The organism is Streptomyces griseocarneus (genome assembly GCF_014655595.1).
GTDB classification, from domain to species: domain Bacteria; phylum Actinomycetota; class Actinomycetes; order Streptomycetales; family Streptomycetaceae; genus Streptomyces; species Streptomyces griseocarneus.
The window spans coordinates 97,038-115,578 of the sequence record NZ_BNBL01000007.1 but is presented as its reverse complement, the minus strand read 5'-3'; the positions used below and the strand labels follow the sequence as shown (position 1 = coordinate 115,578).

Annotated in this window: 19 protein-coding genes; 13 read left to right on the top strand and 6 right to left on the bottom strand. The window is 73.7% G+C overall.

Annotated elements, in window-relative coordinates:
* The first annotated feature begins 35 nt into the window (after positions 1–35).
* Together IE295_RS19145 and IE295_RS19140 are read left to right on the top strand one after the other, a co-directional pair.
* Positions 36–1,058 carry a phosphotransferase family protein gene (locus tag IE295_RS19145; protein WP_190064915.1) on the top strand — a complete coding sequence of 341 codons (1,023 nt, stop codon included), beginning with the start codon at positions 36–38 and terminating at the stop codon, positions 1,056–1,058.
* Positions 1,059–1,063: 5 nt separating this feature from the next.
* Positions 1,064–2,296: an acyl-CoA dehydrogenase family protein gene (locus IE295_RS19140; protein ID WP_190064914.1), complete on the top strand. Its 1,233-nt coding sequence runs from the start codon at positions 1,064–1,066 to the stop codon at positions 2,294–2,296.
* Between the two features lie 72 nt (positions 2,297–2,368).
* On the opposite strand, the gene IE295_RS19135 is transcribed toward IE295_RS19140, so the two are convergent.
* A complete protein-coding gene (locus tag IE295_RS19135; protein ID WP_190064913.1) occupies positions 2,369–2,980 on the bottom strand; it encodes a TetR/AcrR family transcriptional regulator in 612 nt (203 codons plus the stop codon).
* Between the two features lie 49 nt (positions 2,981–3,029).
* Positions 3,030–3,839: an SDR family oxidoreductase gene (locus IE295_RS19130; protein WP_224323188.1), complete on the bottom strand. Its 810-nt coding sequence runs from the start codon at positions 3,837–3,839 to the stop codon at positions 3,030–3,032.
* A gap of 224 nt (positions 3,840–4,063) precedes the next feature.
* Between IE295_RS19130 and IE295_RS19125 the strand changes: the two genes are divergently transcribed.
* Positions 4,064–5,416, top strand: a complete 1,353-nt coding sequence (locus tag IE295_RS19125; protein WP_190064911.1) for a serine-threonine protein kinase — start codon at positions 4,064–4,066, stop codon at positions 5,414–5,416.
* A 198-nt stretch (positions 5,417–5,614) separates the two neighbouring features.
* Positions 5,615–6,226 (top strand): hypothetical protein, encoded by a 612-nt coding sequence (locus tag IE295_RS19120; protein WP_190064910.1) that lies wholly within the window; start codon positions 5,615–5,617, stop codon positions 6,224–6,226.
* Between the two features lie 60 nt (positions 6,227–6,286).
* Here IE295_RS19120 and soxR read toward each other — a convergent pair whose 3' ends face one another.
* Positions 6,287–6,736 (bottom strand): redox-sensitive transcriptional activator SoxR, encoded by a 450-nt coding sequence (soxR, locus tag IE295_RS19115; protein ID WP_190064909.1) that lies wholly within the window; start codon positions 6,734–6,736, stop codon positions 6,287–6,289.
* A 15-nt stretch (positions 6,737–6,751) separates the two neighbouring features.
* Positions 6,752–7,372, bottom strand: coding sequence for a TetR/AcrR family transcriptional regulator (locus IE295_RS19110; RefSeq protein ID WP_190064908.1), 621 nt, complete (start codon positions 7,370–7,372; stop codon positions 6,752–6,754).
* 130 nt (positions 7,373–7,502) lie between these two features.
* Between IE295_RS19110 and IE295_RS19105 the strand changes: the two genes are divergently transcribed.
* The 3 genes from IE295_RS19105 (at position 7,503) to IE295_RS19095 (ending at position 10,320) form a co-directional block, all read left to right on the top strand.
* Complete coding sequence (locus tag IE295_RS19105) at positions 7,503–8,027, top strand: DUF2165 domain-containing protein (protein WP_190064907.1); 525 nt, start codon at positions 7,503–7,505, stop codon at positions 8,025–8,027.
* Positions 8,028–8,183: 156 nt separating this feature from the next.
* Positions 8,184–9,515, top strand: a complete 1,332-nt coding sequence (gene hmgA / locus IE295_RS19100; protein ID WP_190064906.1) for a homogentisate 1,2-dioxygenase — start codon at positions 8,184–8,186, stop codon at positions 9,513–9,515.
* A 55-nt stretch (positions 9,516–9,570) separates the two neighbouring features.
* Positions 9,571–10,320, top strand: a complete 750-nt coding sequence (locus tag IE295_RS19095) for a GntR family transcriptional regulator (protein ID WP_190064905.1) — start codon at positions 9,571–9,573, stop codon at positions 10,318–10,320.
* A gap of 145 nt (positions 10,321–10,465) precedes the next feature.
* Here IE295_RS19095 and IE295_RS19090 read toward each other — a convergent pair whose 3' ends face one another.
* Complete coding sequence (locus IE295_RS19090; protein ID WP_190064904.1) at positions 10,466–10,762, bottom strand: hypothetical protein; 297 nt, start codon at positions 10,760–10,762, stop codon at positions 10,466–10,468.
* 238 nt (positions 10,763–11,000) lie between these two features.
* Here IE295_RS19090 and IE295_RS19085 point away from each other — a divergent pair, with 238 nt between their 5' ends.
* The gene (locus tag IE295_RS19085; RefSeq protein ID WP_190064903.1) at positions 11,001–12,626 is read left to right on the top strand and encodes a serine/threonine-protein kinase; all 1,626 of its coding nucleotides are present in this window, start codon (positions 11,001–11,003) and stop codon (positions 12,624–12,626) included.
* Here IE295_RS19085 and IE295_RS19080 read toward each other — a convergent pair.
* The gene (locus tag IE295_RS19080) at positions 12,623–13,426 is read right to left on the bottom strand and encodes an SGNH/GDSL hydrolase family protein (protein ID WP_190064902.1); all 804 of its coding nucleotides are present in this window, start codon (positions 13,424–13,426) and stop codon (positions 12,623–12,625) included. The two genes, IE295_RS19085 and IE295_RS19080, sit on opposite strands and share 4 nt — an antisense overlap.
* Positions 13,427–13,898: 472 nt before the next feature.
* Between IE295_RS19080 and IE295_RS19075 the strand changes: the two genes are divergently transcribed.
* From IE295_RS19075 to IE295_RS19055, 5 genes are all read left to right on the top strand, one after another.
* Positions 13,899–14,243, top strand: a complete 345-nt coding sequence (locus IE295_RS19075) for a hypothetical protein (protein ID WP_224323189.1) — start codon at positions 13,899–13,901, stop codon at positions 14,241–14,243.
* A 1-nt stretch (position 14,244) separates the two neighbouring features.
* The gene (locus tag IE295_RS19070) at positions 14,245–15,339 is read left to right on the top strand and encodes a GNAT family N-acetyltransferase (RefSeq protein ID WP_190064900.1); all 1,095 of its coding nucleotides are present in this window, start codon (positions 14,245–14,247) and stop codon (positions 15,337–15,339) included.
* 435 nt (positions 15,340–15,774) lie between these two features.
* Positions 15,775–16,599, top strand: coding sequence for a glycosyltransferase family 2 protein (locus tag IE295_RS19065; RefSeq protein WP_190064899.1), 825 nt, complete (start codon positions 15,775–15,777; stop codon positions 16,597–16,599).
* A 26-nt stretch (positions 16,600–16,625) separates the two neighbouring features.
* Positions 16,626–17,672 (top strand): glycosyltransferase family 2 protein, encoded by a 1,047-nt coding sequence (locus IE295_RS19060; protein ID WP_190065146.1) that lies wholly within the window; start codon positions 16,626–16,628, stop codon positions 17,670–17,672.
* Positions 17,669–18,484 carry a polysaccharide deacetylase family protein gene (locus IE295_RS19055; RefSeq protein WP_190064898.1) on the top strand — a complete coding sequence of 272 codons (816 nt, stop codon included), beginning with the start codon at positions 17,669–17,671 and terminating at the stop codon, positions 18,482–18,484. Before IE295_RS19060 ends, IE295_RS19055 begins: the two co-directional genes overlap by 4 nt.
* Positions 18,485–18,541: the final 57 nt, after the last annotated feature.

The window sequence follows — 18,541 nt, the reverse complement described above, 5'->3', positions numbered from 1 at the left end:
ACGTGGCGGCCAACTCCCCTGACGAGGAGCGTGCGATGAGCAAGGGCAATCCCCCCGGACTCGATCCGAAGCGGCTTCGGGCCCATCTGGACCGGGTGCTGCCCGGGCTGGTGGGCGGGGAGCTGACGGCCGGGCTGATCGAGGGGGGCCGGTCCAACCTCACGTACGCCGTCACCGACGGGACGTCGCGGTGGGCGGTCCGCCGGCCGCCGCTCGGGCACGTGCTGGCGACCGCGCACGACATGCGGCGCGAGCACCGGGTGATCAGCGCGCTGCGGGGGACGGCGGTCCCGGTGCCGGGGGCGGTGCTGCTGTGCGAGGACGAGGACGTGATCGGGGCGCCCTTCTACGTCATGGAGTTCGTCGAGGGCACGCCGTACCGCACCGCCGGGCAGCTCGCCGCGATCGGCCCGCGGCGTACGCGCGAGGTCGTGCTGGGGCTCGCCGACACGCTCGTCGAGCTGCACGCCGTGGACCCGGAGGCGGCCGGGCTCGCGGACTTCGGGCGGCCCGAGGGGTTCCTGGAGCGGCAGCTGCGGCGGTGGGGGAAGCAGCTCGAGGCCTCCCGCAGCCGTGAGCTGGCCGGGATCGACGAGCTGCGCGCGGCGCTGGGCGCGGCGCTGCCCCGCTCTCCCGCCCCGGCCGTCGTGCACGGTGACTACCGGCTCGACAACGTGCTCGTCGGCGCCGACGACACCGTCGCGGCCGTCCTGGACTGGGAGATGTCCACGCTCGGCGACCCGCTCACCGACCTGGGCCTGCTGGTCATGTACAGCGAGCAGCGGGCCGTCGCCGGCTCCCCCGTCGGCACCACGCGCGAGGCGCCCGGCCATCCCACGCCGGCCGAGATCGTCGAGCGGTACGCCGCCCGCTCGGGCCGCGACGTGACGGCGCTGCCCTGGTACACCGCGTTCGCCTACTTCAAGCTCGCCGTGATCCTCGAGGGCATCCACTACCGCTACACCCTGGGGCAGACCGTCGGCGCGGGCTTCGACCGCATCGGGCAGCTGGTCCCGCTCTTCGTCCGCAACGGCCTGACCACCCTCGAGGAGGGCTGAGTCCCATGGACTTCGCATTCGACGCCCGTACCGAGGAACTGCGCGGCAGGCTGCTGGCCTTCATGGACGAGCACGTTCACCCGGCCGAGGCCACCGCCGCAGAACAGCGCGCGAAGCTCGCCTCCCCGTGGGACGTGCCGCCGGTGGTGGAGGAGCTCAAGGCGGAGGCGCGCCGGCAAGGGCTGTGGAACCTGTTCCTCCCGGACGGGGACGGCCTGCCCGGCGAGGAGCGCGGCGCCGGGCTGACCAACCTGCAGTACGCGCCGCTGGCCGAGATCACCGGCCGCAGCCCGCAGCTGGCCCCCACGGCCCTCAACTGCGCGGCGCCCGACACCGGGAACATGGAGCTGCTGGCGCAGTTCGGCAGCCGGGAGCAGCGCGAGCGCTGGCTGCGCCCGCTGCTCGCCGGCGAGATCCGTTCGGCCTTCGCGATGACGGAGCCGGAGGTGGCCTCCTCCGACGCGACGAACATCGAGACGCGCATCGAGCGGGACGGCGACACGTACGTCATCAACGGCCGCAAGTGGTACATCTCCGGCGCCCTGCACCCGAATTGCCGGATCTTCATCGTGATGGGCCAGACCGACCCGGGCGCCGCGGACGTCCGCCGCCGGCAGTCGATGGTGCTGGTGCCGAGCGACACCCCCGGCGTGGAGATCCGGCGGGCCATGACGGTCTACGGCTACGAGGACCACTACCACGGCGGTCACGCCGAGGTCGTCTTCGATGACGTCCGCGTGCCCGCGGGCAACCTGATCGGCGAGGAGGGCGGCGGCTTCGCCATCGCCCAGGCCCGGCTGGGCCCCGGCCGCATCCACCACTGCATGCGCCTGATCGGCATGGCCGAGCGGGCCATCGAGCTGATGTGCCGGCGGGCGCTGACCCGTACGGCCTTCGGCGAGCCGCTCGCCCGGCAGGGGGTGGTGCGGGAGTGGATCGCGGACGCGCGCGTGGCCGTGGAGCAGCTGCGGCTGCTGGTGCTGAAGACCGCGTGGCTCATGGACACCGTGGGCAACAAGGGCGCCCACACCGAGATCCAGGCCATCAAGATCGCCACCCCGCGCACGGTCGTGGACATCCTCGACAAGGCGGTGCAGCTGCACGGGGCGGCGGGGGTGAGCCAGGACTTCCCGCTGGCGGAGCTGTGGGCCGCGGCGCGGACGCTGCGCCTGGCCGACGGGCCGGACGAGGTGCACCAGCGCTCGCTGGCCCGCCGGGAGCTCGCGCAATACCGCTGAGGGGAAGCCGAGCGGAACTGAGGGGAAGCCGAGGGGCAGGGGCCCGGGGCCGAAGAGGCCCGGGCCCCGGCCCTACGGTCGCAGCGCCCGCATCAGCAGGTCCGCCAGGTGGTCGGCGACCTGCCGGGGCGTGAGCGCGCCGTCCGGGCGGTACCAGCTGCCGAGGTGGTGGACGGAGCCGAAGTGGTAGTCCACCACCAGGTCGGCCGGGGTCGCGGAGCTGAAGACGCCCGTGCGCTGGCCCTCCTCGACCAGGGCCCGGAACCGCTCGTGGTAGCGGCGGCGTTCGGCGCGCACCTGCTTGCACTTCTCGGGGCCGAGGTGGTGCATGGACCGGAAGAAGATCTTCGTGTCGTCGAGGTTCTCTATGGTCGTCACCACGACGTCGGCCGCGGCGGCCCGCAGCCGCTGCTCCACCGGCGCGTCCGCGCCCGCGAAGCCGTCGAGCCGCTCCTGCTGGAGCCGCAGCACCCGCCCGTAGACCTCGTGCAGCAGATCGTCCTTCGACCCGAAATAGTGATACAGCGCGCCCTTGGTGACGCCCGCCGCCTCCACGATCTCCTGTACGGACGTACGGTCGTAGCCCCGTTCGGCGAACAGCCGGGTGGCGGCGGCCAGCAGCCGCCGCGGCACCGGCCTTCCGCCGCTGTCCGTCACCCCGGCCGTCGCCGTCCTGGTCGTCATCGCCCGCCACCCGCCCTTCCGCCGCTGTGCCCCGTGCACGTCCCGCACATTAGTCCCGCGGCCGCCCGCCCGAGTCCGGTGCCGGCCGGTCCGGGGGCGGGGCCAGGTCCTCGACCTTGCGCTGGAGGTGGTTCATCCCCTCGAGCCAGCGGTCGGGGTCGGCCGCGCGGGCGGCGGCGAAGCCGGCCACCTCGGGGTGCGGGAGGATCAGGAAGCGGCCCGCGGCCATGCCCTCGAAGAGCGCGTCCGCCACGGCCGCGGGGTCGACGGCGGTGGGCCGCAGGAGGAGGTCGCCCACGGCCCCGGCGTCGCGCAGCATGTCCGTGCGGACGCCCGCCGGGCAGATGGCGTGCACGTCGACGCCGCGGTGGCGGTAGGTGAGCGAGAGCCATTCCGCGAAGGCGAGGGCGGCGTGCTTGGAGACGCTGTACGGGGCCGAGCCGACCATCGTGAGGAGGCCGGCCGCGGAGACCGTGGACACGAAGCGCCCGCTGCCGCGCTCGAGCCATCCGGGGAGCAGCCCGCGGGCCGCGCGGACGTGGGCCATGACGTTGACGTCCCAGGCCTCGGCCCAGGCGTCCTCGCCGGCCTCGGGGCCGCCGGTGTGGGCGACGCCGGCGTTGGCGCAGTAGACGTCGATCACGCCGCCCAGGGCCTCGCGGGCGGCGGGCAGGACCGCGGAGGCGTCGCCGGGGACGGCGGTGGCGCCGGTCTCGTCGGCGACGGCGGCGGCCTTGGCGGCGTCGAGGTCGTTGACCACGACGCGGGCCCCCTCGGCGGCGAACCGGCGGGCGAGCGCGGCGCCGATGCCGCCGCCCGCCCCGGTGACCACAACTCCCGCGTTCCGTACGGACTTCACGCTCGTACCTCCCTCGCACCGACGGCCCGCGCAGACTAACCGGTCGGTATGTCGTGGCGGTAGGGGCCGATCGGCCCCCACCGCACGTTTCCGTACACCTGACCCCGCACACGGGCTTTCGGCGCGTGACTCACGGACGGGTGAACCGGCACGGGAGAGACTGGACATGTCCTCTTGACGGCAGGAAGATGCGCGCACACCGGACCGGGGCAGGGGGACGCGCCATGGCGGGCATATCCGTGGAGCCGTACTGGGAGCTGACGTTCGACGCCGAGGGGGATCCCGACGCGGGCGAGCGGGACGCCCTGGTACGGGAGGTGCCGGAGCGGGGACTCACCGACCTGGTGGTCTTCGCGCACGGCTGGAACAACGACCGGCCGACCGCCACCCTCCTCTACGACCGCTTCCTCGCCCCCTTCCCCGCCCTTCTCAGGGAGAGCGGGAGCCCCGCGCGCCTCGGCTACGCCGGCGTGATCTGGCCGTCCATGCGCTTCGCGGACGAGCCGATTCCGGACTTCCCCGCGCCCTCCGCCGCACCGGCCGCCGCGCCCGCCGCCGCGCCCTGCCTCGAGCCCGCGACGCTGCGGGCGCTGGCCCGGGCCTTCCCCGGCAACGAGACGCTGCTGGACCGGCTGGCGGAACTGCTCGAGCGGCGGCCCGACGACCCGGCGCGGCTGGAGGAGTTCGCGGCCCTCGTGCGCCGGCTGGTCGCCCCGCGCCGGCCGGGTGCGGCGGCCGCCGCGGGCCCGTCCGCGCACGACATGGAGCCGGACGCGGAGGCCGCCGCGGAGCCGGTGATGTTCGCCGACGACCCGGCGCGCGTGTGCGGCCGCTTCGCGGACGCGCTGGCCGCCATGGAGGATCCCCCCGGCGCGGCGGCCGACCCGGGCAGGGCCGAGCTCTTCGGCGATCTCGGCCGGCGGCTGTGGAGCGGCGCCCTCGAGCTGCTGCGCCAGGGCTCGTACTGGGAGATGAAACGGCGCGCGGGCACGGTCGGCGGCGCGGGGCTGGGGCCGGTGCTGGGGCTGCTCGCCGAGGCCGCCCCCGAGCTGCGGGTCCATCTGGTGGGGCACAGCTTCGGCGCGCGGCTCATGGCGTTCGCGCTCGGCGCGCTTCCGGAGCGCACCGGCTGCGTGCACTCCCTCACCCTGCTTCAAGGCGCCTTCTCGCACTACGCCTTCGCGCCCCGGCTGCCCTTCGACGCCGGCCGGGGCGGCGCCCTGAAGGGGCTGCAGAGCAGGGTGCGCGGTCCGGTGGTGTGCTGCCACTCGCACCACGACCAGGCGCTGGGCCTGCTCTATCCCCTCGCCTCCCAGGTCTCCCGCGACCCCGCCTCGGCGTTCGGCCCGCGCGACGCCCGCTGGGGCGCGATGGGCCACGACGGCGTCCAGGCCGTGGAGGGCACCGAGAGCCTGCGGCTCGACCGGGCCCTCGCGGCGCTGCCCGCCGAGGGGTGCGTGAACGTCGACGTCGCGGCGGTCGTCCGGCGCGGCGGCCCGCCCTCGGGCGCCCACAGCGACATCTGCCACGGCGAGCTGGCGCGCCTGATCCTGTTGGCCGGGCGGCTCGTCCGCTGACCGCCGGGCGGCCGTCCGGCCGGTGGGCGATCATCCGCCACCTTCGCGGACCCTCACATCTGTGCGCCCTTTGGGGGTAGCAGACCGGAGTCGGACGTACGCGTGTCCGGAGGATCCGAAGATCGGATGGATCCGATGGGCGACGGGATACGTCCCTTCCATGACGATCCGAGTCCGCGCCGCCGGAGGTGGGATGCAGTGGCAGGTTTCAGAGCACTGGCCCGAGAGGTCCGCAATCCCCGCAACACCATCGCGCTACGGCGGACCTCGTTGCGCAAATGCCTCGAGCGCTTCGCCCCCTACGGACACCGGGCGACCTGGCGACATCTGTGCGCCCGCGCCGGCCTCGCCCCCGACGACCGCGCACCCGACCCCGCGCTGCTGATCGCCGCGCTGGCCGAGCTGGAGGAGGCGCGCGAGGTCTGGCTGGCGTACGAGGCCGGGTTCGCGGGCCGGCGCCGCCGCGAGAAGCACGACGGCATCCGCCAGCCCAGCGCCGTCGACGACTGGCACCGCAACACCTGGGGCGGCTGTGACATCGTGCCGTGCGCGTCGCCCGACGTGACGCCGGACGCCCGGCTCGCCGACGTCCTGCGCCGGGTGATGGCGGCGATGGAGTCCGCGCCCGGCGAGGCCTGCCCGGTGTGCGCCCAGGAGCGCATCGAATGGCGCACCGACCTGGAGCGCTACCCGCTCGAGGGACCCGTCTGCACCGACTGCGGCATCGTGGTCCCGGTGTCCGTGCTCACCCCCGCCGCGCTGCTCGCGGCCCGGCGGTACGCCTTCGCGGGACGGTACGCGACGGTGTGAGGGCGCGCTCCCCGCGCGACCGGGGAGCGCCGGCCCCCGGCGGTCCCGCCCCGCCGCGGCTCAGCCGCCCAGGAACGAGCCGTTGACGCGGTCGCCTATGCGGTCCTCGGGGTTGGACAGCGCGCACGAGTCCAGGGACAGGCAGCCGCAGCCGATGCAGCTGTCGAGGCGGTCGCGCAGGTTGATCAGCCGCGTTATCCGCTCGTCCAGTTCCGTGCGCCAGTCCTCCGAGAGCCGGGCCCAGTCGGCCCGGTTGGGGGTGCGTCCGTCGGGCAGCTTGGCGAGCGCGTCCCCGATCGCGGCGAGCGGGATGCCGACCCGCTGGGAGGCGCGGATGAAGGCGACCCGGCGCAGCGCGTCACGGCCGTAGCGACGCTGGTTGCCGCTGGTGCGGCGGCTGGTGATCAGCCCCTTGGCCTCGTAGAAGTGCAGGGCCGAGACGGCGACGCCGCTACGGGCGGAGAGCTGCCCGACCGTCAGCTCGTGGACTTTCAGTGGAATCTGGGGCACGGATCCGACTGTACGTCAGCTGTCCTCGGCGCAGCCGACCATGCGCAGCACCAGGGAGGCGTAGAGCTCGCCGACCTCTCCGGGGGTGCGCTTGCCGTCCGCGTTGAACCAGCGGGCGACGTCGATGCACAGGGAGAGCACCGCGAGCGTCGTGCCGCGCACGTCGGGGACGTCGAAGTCGCCCGCCGCGACGCCGTCCTCGATGATGTCGCGCACCGCGCCGTCGGTGTCCCGGCGCAGCGCGACGATCTCGGCGTAGTGCTCCTCGCCGAGCGCCCCGAGCTCGTACTGCACCACGCGGGCGGTGGTGTGGTGTTCGGCGTGCCAGCGCACGAAGCGGCGCACGGCGTCGGCGAGCCGCTCGGCGGGGGTGCCGGCGCCGTCGCGGGCCTGGCGCAGGATGCCGAGGGCGAGTCGGTGGCCGACGCCGCTGATGCGGTAGAGCAGCTCTTCCTTGGTGCGGTAGTGAATGTAGAGTGCGGCGGGGCTCATGCCGGCGCGGCCGGCGATGTCCCGCGTGGTGGTGGCGTGGTAGCCGCGTTCGGCGAAGGCCTCGACGGCCGCGGTGAGCAGCCTCCGGGCGGCGTCGGGCGTGACGTCGGCCCACTCCTCGGTGCGCTGCGCCTGCGCGCCCATAGCGTGCCCCGCTCTCCGGGCCCGCTGCGGGCCCTGTTCGCCGACGGAAGGGAACGCACACCATACCCCGCCTCCTGAGCAAGCGCTTAGGGGTGCGTACGGGACCGGCCGCCCGGGCATGCATACCGCCATGACCGCTGAGCGCACCCTGCCGGCGGCGGCCACGGCGCTGACCGCCACGGCGGCGGTCCTGATGACGCTCGTCGCCTTCGGCAACATCACCGACTTCGGCACCAACCAGGAGTTCGTCCGGCACGTCCTGGCGATGGACACCACCTTCCAGGACGAGGACCTGATGTGGCGGGCGATCACCGACCGCACCGTCCAGGACGCCGTCTACGTCGCGATCATCGGCTGGGAGGCGCTGGCCGCGCTGGTGCTCCTCGCGGCCACGCTGCTGTGGCTGCGCGACCTCGGGTCCGGCGGGCGGGGCTTCGACCGGGCCCGGCGGGCCACCACGGTGGGGCTGGTGATGCTCCTGCTGCTGTTCGGGCTGGGCTTCATGGCCATAGGCGGCGAGTGGTTCGCGATGTGGCAGTCGGCCAAGTGGAACGGCCTGACGGCCGCCGTCCGGAACGTCACCCTCGCCGGATTCGCGCTCATACTGATCCATCTGCCGTCCCCGCAGTGGCACCGGGGCCGGCCCGGGTCCTGAGCGGTGCCCGGCCGGGGGTTCCGGCCGCCGCGACGACCGTTTCCGGGCAGCGTCCCCTCCTGTCGCAGCTGATCCATTGACGTGCCCGCCCAGGAATCCTACGGTCATCCATAGGAATCGAATCCTTGGGCGATCCACCGGCAGCGGGAGCACGCGATGAGCGGTACGGGCAACGAGCAGGCACGGAAGACGGCCGAGGCGCTGGCGTACTCGTCCGGGTTCGGCAACGAGCACAGCAGCGAGGCCGTGCCCGGCGCGCTGCCGCAGGGCCGCAACTCCCCGCAGCGGGCGCCGCTGGGCCTGTACGCCGAGCAGCTCAGCGGCTCCGCCTTCACCGAGCCCCGCCGGCACAACCGCAGATCGTGGCTGTACCGCATCCGCCCCTCGGCCGCCCACCCGCCGTTCACCCGGGTGGACGGCGGCGCGCTGCGCGGCGCGCCCTTCACCGAGACCGTCCCCGACCCCAACCGGCTGCGCTGGAACCCGCAGCCCGAGCCCGCCGCGGGGACGGACTTCCTCGCCGGGCTGTGGACCGTGGGCGGCAACGGCGACGCCACCCAGCGCACGGGCATGGCCGTGCACCTCTACCACGCCAACGCCTCCATGGAGCGGGTGTTCAGCGACTCCGACGGCGAGCTGCTGATCGTCCCCGAGCGCGGCGGGCTGCTGCTGCGTACGGAGTTCGGGCTGCTGCGCGCCGAGCCCGGCCATGTGGCGCTGATCCCGCGCGGGGTCCGCTTCCGCGTCGAGCTGCTGGACGCGACCGCCCGCGGCTACGTCTGCGAGAACTACGGGCAGCCCTTCGTCCTGCCCGACCTCGGCCCCATCGGCGCCAACGGACTGGCCAACGCCCGGGACTTCCTTGCCCCGGTCGCGGCCTACGAGGACGTCGAAGGCCCCGTCGAGGTGGTCAACAAGTTCTGCGGCAACCTCTGGTCGGCGACCTACGACCACTCCCCGCTGGACGTCGTCGCCTGGCACGGCAACCACGTCCCCTACGTCTACGACCTGCGCCGCTTCAACGTCATCGGCTCGGTCAGCTACGACCACCCGGACCCGTCGATCTTCACGGTGCTCACCTCGCCGTCGGACACCCCGGGCCTGGCCGGCGTGGACTTCGTGGTCTTCGCGCCGCGCTGGCTCGTCGGCGAGGACACCTTCCGGCCGCCGTACTTCCACCGCAACGTGATGAGCGAGTACATGGGCCTGATCGAGGGCGCCTACGACGCCAAGACCGCCGGCGAGGGGGGATTCGTCCCGGGCGGCGGATCGCTGCACAACATGATGTCGGCGCACGGCCCGGACCGGGAGACCTTCGACCGGGCGAGCGCGGCCGAGCTGAAGCCGCACAAGGTGGACGACGGCCTCGCCTTCATGTTCGAGACCCGCTGGCCGGTGACGCTGACGCGGCAGGCGGCGGAGGCCGACCACCTTCAAAGCGGCTACGACGGGGTATGGCAGGGTCTGGAGCGCCACTTCAGCCGCTGACGTCCCTCCCCCATGGCCCGAACGGCATGGGTGGTACCCCATCCCGGAGTTCCCCGTGACGACCTTCGCCCCCGACTCCCTCGCACTCAACCGCAAGCTCCCGCTGTGGTACCAGGTCACACAGTCGCTGCGCGCCTCGATACTCGGGCGGCGCCCGGACGACCCGCTGCGCCTGCCCACCGAGGACGCCCTCGCCACCCACTACGGCGTGAGCGTGCTGACCATGCGGCAGGCACTGAAGGAGCTGGAGGCGGAGGGGCTCATCAGCCGGCACCGCCGGCGCGGGACCTTCATCGAGCCGAGCGCCCGGCGCGGCTCGCCCGTACGGCTGCTGGGCTCGGTCGACACGATCGTCGCCCAGCAGTCCGGCGAGCGCACGGCCGTCCTGGAGCACGGCCTCGTGGCGGTGCCGGCCGACCTGGCCGAGCACTTCCCCGGCCTGGACGAGGCGATGGCCTACCGGCGGCTGCGGTCCGAGGAGACGTCGGGCGAGCCGACGAACTGGGCGGAGAACTTCGTCCGCCCCGAGGTGGCCGAGCGCATCGACCTCGCGGACCTGGCCCGCTGGCCGATGACGAAGGTGCTGCGCGACGCGGTCGGGGTGCGCATCAGCCGGATCACGGACACCGTGGAGGCCCGCCTGGCGGACCCGGAGACGGCCCGCCTGCTGCAGGTGCCGCTGCTCAGCCCGATCCTGCACTACACGGGCGTCACCTACGACGACTCCGGCCGCCCCGTCGACGTGGCCCGCATCCGCTACCGCGGCGACCGGTTCTCGTTCACGGTCACGCTCGACGCGCACTGACGCCGCGCCGGGCCCGGGCGTGGTGACGCGGGCCGTCGGAGGATACGGGCGGGCCGCCGGAGGAAGGGGACGGCGGAGTGCCGGTGGAGTCGGCCGCCCCTGGGGATGAGGGCGGGCCGCTGAGGAGTACGGGCCGGGGGGACCGTCAGGCGGGGCTGCTGCCGGTGCTGGTGGCGGGGCCGCTGTGACTGCCGAAGAGCGAACGGCGCAGCCGCTTCAGCGGGGCGAGCAGAGAGACCCGGGCGGTCCGGCTCTGCCCGGCACGGGTGTGATCACGCGCGGTGAGCTCGCGCATCAGCACGGTCGCGCCCTCGGCCTCGCGCTGCGGCACGGCGGGACCGCCGAGCACCGCGAGGTGACGGTCGAGGCGCGCGCTGGACGCGCCGTTTCCGTAGCTGACGGCAGGTACACGCGCCCTGCTGCGCATTGCTATCTGATCCATGAGACTCCCCACCCGTACGAGGCACCCGGCCCAGGCAGAGTAACCCTATCGCCCCATCGCGTCACCCGCGCATCCGCGGGTCGGATTCACCACCCCGTCAAGGGCGTTGACGAGCCTGGCGTGAACCTGCCGTCACCCAGCGCGAGTTGGCCGGGACGTTCCGGTACCGCACAGGGGGCAATCACGCTCCGTTGCGGTACATTCACCCCGAATCGCTCTCGGGGGAGGGACGGACGTCATGGACGGGAGTTCCGGCACGGGACGACTGCTGGCGGGCCGGTACCGGCTCCAGCGACGGCTGGGGCACGGCGGCATGGGCGTGGTGTGGCAGGCCCGGGACGAGGTGCTGGGCAGGGAGGTCGCGGTCAAGGAGGTCCTGGCGCCCGCCGGGATGCCCGGCCCCGAGGTCAGCCGGCTGTACGCCAGGCTGGAGCGGGAGGCGCGGGCCGCGGCCCGCGTGTCGCACCGCAACGTCGTCACCGTCCACGACGTGGTGGGCGACGACGGCCGCCCGTGGATCGTCATGGAGCTCGTGCGCGGCGTGTCGCTCGCGGACCTGCTCGAGGCCGAGGGCCCCCTGGACCCGGCCCGCGCCGCACGTATCGGTGCGGAGGTACTGGCCGCGCTCCGGGGCGCGCACGCCGTGGGCGTACTCCACCGCGATGTGAAACCGGGAAACGTGCTCATCGGTAACGACGGGCGTGTCGTGCTCTCCGACTTCGGCATCGCGACGCTCGAGGGCAGTTCGGCGCTGACGGCGACCGGGCAGCTGGTGGGCTCGCCGGAGTTCCTGGCGCCCGAGCGGGCGCTGGGGCGTCCGCCCGGCCCGGAGTCGGACCTGTGGTCGCTCGGCGTCACCCTCTACGCCGCCGTAGAGGGACACACCCCCTTCCGCCAGGACACCCCGCTGAGCACGCTGCGGGCCGTGGTCGACACCGAACTCCCGCCGCCCCGGCGCGCGGGTGCCCTCACTCCCGTCCTGGCGGCGCTGCTGCGGAAGGATCCCGCCGAACGGCCGGGCGTGGCGGAGGCGGAGAACATGCTGCGGACGGTGGCCGCGGGCGGTCCGGGGCCGAGCGCCCCGGGAGCGGCGGGCGGGGCGTACACCCCGACGGTCGCCGGCGCGCCGGCCGAGCCGGCCCCGCCCGCGCGGGGAACGGGGCCGCCCGCACCGGGAGAACCGGGAGACGCTCCCGCGCCCCGGGGGCGGCGCGGGCGGACGACGGCGGTGGTGGCCGGCGTGCTGGTCGCGGCGCTGGCGGCGGCCGGTCTGGTGTGGGGGCTGACCCGCGGCGGCGGCGACGGCGGTCCGGACGCGGGCCGGTCCTCGGCCGGCGGCGGGAAGGCCGGGGCGTCCGCCGCCGCCTCCGGGCCTGCCTCCGGGCCGGGCGCCGGCGCGGGCACGTCCGCGGTGAACGCCGTCGTGACCGCGCTGCGCGACAGCTACTCCGGCTCCTGCCCGCCGCCGCGCTCCTCGGCTCCCTCCTTCCAGGCGGGCATCGCCGTGGACCGGGTTCCGGTGGACGTGGTCTACCGGTGGGTGACGGGCAGCGGCCGGGTGAGCGACGGCGGGTGGAAGACCCTGCGCTTCGGCGCGGGGGCGGGGCTGACGCAGCTCGTGGAGCACGTGGAGACCGGCCACCGCACCGGGGATCCGGCCAAGGACTGGATCGCGGTGGAGGTCAGGAGCCCCCGCAAGGCGACCTCGGAGCGGGTGCCGTTCACGGTGAGCTGCGCCCCGGCTCCGACGGGCGGTGCGTCGTCCTCGGCGACCCCGCCGAGCCCGCCGAGCCCGTCCGGGCCGGGGCCGTCGGAGTCGGCGGGGTCGGCGGGGTCGGGCCTGTACGGAGGAACCGGAGGCTAGGCCGCCTTCGCGAACACCGGCAGATACCCGCTCGCCTGACCGGTGGCGTTCGGGTGGTACGACTCGTCCACCGGCAGGGAGACGCTGTTGAGCCACGCGCTGCCCGAGCACAGCTCGTGCCCGGCGAACGTCGTGTTGACGTCCCCGTAGGCGAAGCCGTGGTCGGCGGCCCGCTTGGCGATGACCGTGTCGAGGTGGTCGGCGGCCGCGTTGATGGCCTTGCGCTTGGTGTCGCTCAGGCCGGCGCACACGCCGCCCGTCCGGTAGAAGCGGGGATAGCCCAGGACGACGACCTGGGCCCGTGGGGCTCTGGATCTGATGGCCGAGTAGACGCCGTCCAGCTTGGCGGGCAGTTCGTTCTGGATGAACGCGCGGGCCGTGGCGATGCGGTTCAGGCAGGAGCTGTCGCCGCCCAGGACGCAGGCCGTCATCGTGTCGGCGAAGCCGGCGTCGTTGCCGCCGACGCTGATGCTCACCAGTCCGGTGGAGGAGTTGAGCGGGCCGAGCTGACCGGCGAGAACATCACCCGTTCGGGCGCCGGAACACGCCGTGAAGGCGAAGGAGGAGGGGGCGTTCCGCGCCGCCCACAGGGCGGGGTACGACCTCGTGCTGCGCTTGCAGGAGCCGCTCGCGGAGTCGTAGCCGCCGGCGCCGACGCCGGAGGAGTAGGAGTCACCGAGCGCCACGTAGGCGGGGGTTGACGCTCGCTCGGCAGAGTGCGCGACGCCGGCCCCGCCGAGGGCGAGGGCGGCGGTGAGGGACAGCGCGGATGCGGCACCCGCGACCCGGGACAGTTTCATGGAATCTCCCTTAGCAGGGTTTTCTGCCACCACCGTGGTAGCAGCGGCCCGGCGTTGCTGGAAGTGTCCATGCCAAAACCGGGTGATCAACACCCTAGGAGGATGGCCGATTCCTGTCGCGTATATGACATTCCGCTAGAAGCAGTTGAACTCGTCGGAGGCTGTCAACCCGCCCCGGGGGATCCCTGATTGACGCACCGTCGGATCGTCGTCCCGGCACACCGACTGTTCATCTGACGGACAGCCTCCGGTTGTGGCGGGCGCACCCTTCGGGGGCTGTTCGCACGGCCTTCACATCTTGACGTGCCTTTGCCCGTTGCGCGACATTGAAGCCCGGCATCCGGCGCTTCGGGGGGCTAAGTCGCCAATGCAGAGCTTCACTGATCTCACCGGTCTTGACGATTCGGCGGAACGGGACGATACGGGCGACGGTGGCGGCGGGAGGAGGGCGCCCGCGGGGGACTCGCTCCCCGTGGTGGCGGGCGCGGCCGCGGCCATCGCCGGGGTGGGCGGCGTGCTGGCGCTCGCCGACATCGGATCGCCCCTGCGCGCGCCGTTCACGCTGTTCTTCCTGATCATGGCGCCCGCGTGCGCCGTGGCGGCCGCGCTGCGCGGCCTGGACCCGCTCAGCCGGTCGGTGGTGGCCGCGGGCGCGGCCGTGGCCGTCGACCTGCTGATCGCCCAGGTCATGCTGGCGCTGCACGCCTGGACGGTGCGGGGCGGCGTCGCGGCGGTCGCGGCGGTCAGCCTGCTGGTGTTCCTGCTGGCACACGCGTGGCGCCATCGGGGCCGCGCCGCGAGAAGTCGGGCTTCGTGACGTGGACATCAGCGTGTACCGGCCCGGTGAGCTCACCGCGGCCGACCGGGCGGCGTGGTCGGCGATGCAGGCGAGGGCCGTGGAGGACGGGTCGCCGCAGCTCGCGAATCCTTTCCTCGCTCCGGAGTTCGCACTGGCCGTGGGCCGCTGCCGGCGCGGGGCGCGGATAGCGGTCGTGCGGGAGGACGGGGAGCCGGTGGCGTTCTTCCCCTTCCAGCGCTCCTCGCTGGGGGTGGGGCGGGCCATCGGGCTGGGCGTCTCCGACGCCCAGGGCCTGGTGCACCGGCCCGGCTTCCAGTGGGACACCCGCGAGCTGCTGCTCGCCTGCGGGCTGTCGCTGTGGGAGTTCGACCACCTGGTGGAGGGGCAGAAGCCGTTCGAGATGGCGGCCTCCGGTTCGTACGCCTCGCCCGTCATCGACGTCGACCAGGGCTACGAGCGCTATCTGGCGGCCCTGCGCAAGCAGTCGCCGAAGTTCACCCGCACCACGCTGGCCAAGGAGCGGCGGCTGGCGCGCGACTTCGGTGAGATCCGGTACGTCCACGACGAGCGGGATCCGGCCGTGCTGCGGGTCCTGACCGGCTGGAAATCGGCGCAGTACCGAAGAACAGGGCGTGCGGACCGCTTCGCGCGCCCCTGGATATCCCACCTCGTCGAGCAGCTGTTCCACACCCGCACGGAGTCGTTCGCCGGGCTGCTGTCGGTGCTCTACGCGGCCGGGCGGCCGGTCGCGGCCCACTTCGGGCTGCGCTCGACCACGGTGCTGGCCTGCTGGTTCCCGGCGTACGACCCGGAGTTCGCGCGCTACTCCCCCGGACTGGTGCTGCACATGCGGATGGCCGAGGGGGCCGCCGCGGACGGGCTGGCCTACCTGGACCTGGGCCGGGGCGGGAAGGCGTACAAGGACTCGCTCAAGACCCGGGAGCTCAGCGTCTCGGAGGGCTGGGTGACCCGGCGGCACCCGGTGGCGCTGGGGTACCGGGCCCGGCGGGCGCCGGTGCGCGCGCTGCGCAACACGGTGCTGTCGCGGCCGGAGCTGTTCGAGCCGGCCGACCGGCTGCTCAAGCGCGTGGGGCGCATCCGGCACGGCGAGTGACGCGCCCGGCGGCCGGGCGGAGACGGACTCGGCGTGCCGGACCCGGCGAAGCCGTCGTCAAGAGCTGAGACCGTACGGGTAGTTGCATAGGCGCAAAAAACACCAAAGGAGGAGTCTCCGCCCCACCTCTTGCCATACAGTCTCAAGCTTCAATACCGTCGTACATCTACCCGCATCGGCCCATCATCTCCAAGCGGCTCGGGGAGGGCTACAGCGTCGCGATGATGTCCGGCGCGGGGCGCGGCAGGGGGTGTCGCGCTCGGCCAGTCAACAGCGCCGGGTCGCGTGTCGCGCGGCTCGGTGATACTTGCCAACTCGCCCTGTCCGCATGGTCTTCCATGCCGGGCGGGCAAGGCGAGTACCCCCTTTTCGAACCGGATACACGATTGGACCGCTGGGGCAGGCGGTCCACCGGACGAGAGGGAAAGAAGACACATGAGTGCGTTCCTGCGGCCGGCGGCCAGTGAAGAGGATCCGGAGACATCAGGCCGCTACCGTCCGGTGACGTCGCACTTCGCGATAGCGCCACCGGTGAGCGTCGTCATTCCCGCCATGAACGAGGCGGAGAACCTTCCGTACGTCTTCAAGACCCTGCCGGACTGGATCCACGAAGTGGTTCTGGTCGACGGCAATTCCACCGACGACACCGTGCGGGTCGCCCGCGACCTCTACCCGGAGGTCAAGGTCGTCGAGCAGCTCGGCAAGGGCAAGGGCGACGCGCTGATCACCGGCTTCGCCGCCTGCACGGGCGAGATCATCGTGATGGTCGACGCCGACGGCTCCGCGGACGGCGCCGAGATCGTCAGCTATGTCTCCGCACTGGTGGGGGGCGCGGACTTCGCCAAGGGCTCCCGCTTCGCCAACGGCGGCGGCACGGACGACATGACGCTGATCCGCAAGCTGGGCAACCGCGTGCTGACCTCGATGGTCAACCACAAGTTCGGTGCCCGCTACACCGACCTGTGCTACGGCTACAACGCGTTCTGGAAGCACTGCCTGGACGAGATCGCCCTCGACTGCGCCGGCTTCGAGGTCGAGACCCTGATGAACATCAGAGTGGTGAAGGCCGGGCTGCGCGTACAGGAGATTCCCAGCCACGAGTTCGTCCGCATCCACGGCACCAGCAACCTGCGGGCCGTGCGCGACGGACTGCGGGTGCTGAAGGTCATCCTGCGCGAACGCGGCACCGGTCGCCGTTCCCAGAGCCGACGCGGGACGCTCGCCATCGCGCCCGCCGCCAGCCGCGGGGAAGTGTCTTGAGCACAGTGCCCACGCCACGCACCGGCATGCCGACCGTCTCGGTGGTGATCTGCGTCTACACCGAGGACCGCTGGGGCGACATCCTCGCCGCGGTGGCATCGGTGCGCGACCAGTCCTACCCCGCCCTGGAGACGCTGCTCGTGGTCGACCACAACCCCGCGCTGCTGCGCCGCCTCGCCAAGGCCTACGGCGACGACGGCGCGGGCGCGGGGGCGCGGCCGGTGCGGGTGCTCGCCAACGCGGGCCCCCGCGGCCTGTCGGCGGGCCGCAACACCGGCGTCGCCGCCTGTGCCGGCGAGGTCGTCGCCTTCCTGGACGACGACGCGGTCGCCGAGCGGGACTGGCTGCTGCACTTCGCCGAGGGCTACGCCGACCCGCGGGTGATGGCGGTGGGCGGCCGCACCCAGCCGGTGTGGGCGTCCCGCCGCCGTCCGGCCTGGTTCCCGGAGGAGTTCGACTGGGTCGTGGGCTGTACGTACCGGGGGCTGCCGCCGGGCAAGGTGGCGGTGCGCAACGTCCTCGGCGGCAACGCCTCCTTCCGCAGATGGGCCCTGGAGGTCGCCGGGGGCTTCGCCGCCGGCATCGGCCGGGACGGCCACCGGCTGCCGCTGGGCTGCGAGGAGACGGAGCTGTGCATCCGGCTGACCCGGGCGCTGCCCGGCGCCGTGCTGCTGATCGACGACCGCTCGGTGATCCACCACCGGGTGCCGCCGGTCCGCGAGCGGTTCCGCTACTTCCGCACCCGGGCGTACGCCGAAGGCCTCTCGAAGGCCCTGGTGGCGCGGAGCGTGGGCGCCCAGGAGGGGCTCGCGACCGAGCGCCGCTACACCACCCGCGTGCTTCCGGCCGGCGTCGGGCGCGGGGTGCGGGACGCGCTGCTGGGGCGGCCCGGCGGCGCGGGCCGGGCCGGGGCGATCGTGGCCGGCGTGGCCGCGGCGGCCGGGGGCTACGCCCTGGGCACGCTGCGGGCGCGCCGGGGCGGCGGCCGGTTCGCGGTGGCGGCGGTGGAGCCGGTGACGGCGGGCGGGGCGGGGCCGGGCGGGACGGCGGCGCCCGAAGGAGCGGGCGCATGAGCGACGGCCCGGTGCCGATCCTGATGTACCACTCCGTGGCCCACTCGCCCGCCCGCGCGGCGTACGGGCTGTCGGTCTCGCCGGCCTCCTTCGGGGAGCAGATGGGGCTGCTGGCCCGCAACGGCTTCACGCCCCTGACGACGGAGCGGCTGGCCGCCGCCTGGCGCACGGGCGGCGCGCTGCCGCCCAAGCCCGTGCTGATCACCTTCGACGACGGCTACGAGGGCGTGCACCGCTACGCCCTCCCCGTCCTCGCCGGGCACGGCTTCACCGCCACGCTGTTCGCCTCCACGGGCTGGCTGCGCGGCCGGCACGAGACGGGGGGCGCCCTGGACCTCATGCTGAGCTGGGAGCAGGTGCGGGAGCTGGCGGCGGCCGGGCTGGAGATCGGGGGGCACAGCCACACCCATCCCCAGCTCGATCAGCTCACCGACGACCGACTGCGGTTCGAGGTGGGGCACTGCCGCGACGTACTGGCGTCCGAACTGGGTCACCCGCCCGAGTCGTTCGCCTACCCCTACGGCTACTCCAGCCGCCGGGTGCGCGATACGGTGCGCGCGGCCGGGTTCGGGGTGTCCCTCGCCGTGGGGAACGCGCTGGCCGCGCGCCGCCAGGGGCCGTACGCCCTGGAGCGGGTGACCGTGCGCCGCACCACGGGCCTCGCCGAGTTCGAACGGCTCGTCGAGGGCCGGGCGATCGGCCGGCTCTTCGCCCGGGACCGGGCGCTGACCAAGGGGTACGCCGTCGTCCGCAGAACCCGCAGCCTCGTCAGGAACAGCGGCATCAGGAAAGCGACCGAATCCCGTGCCTGAAACGTCCACCCGGCCCGAGGAAAGAGCCGTGGAGCCGGCCGCCCGGCGGCTGCGGCT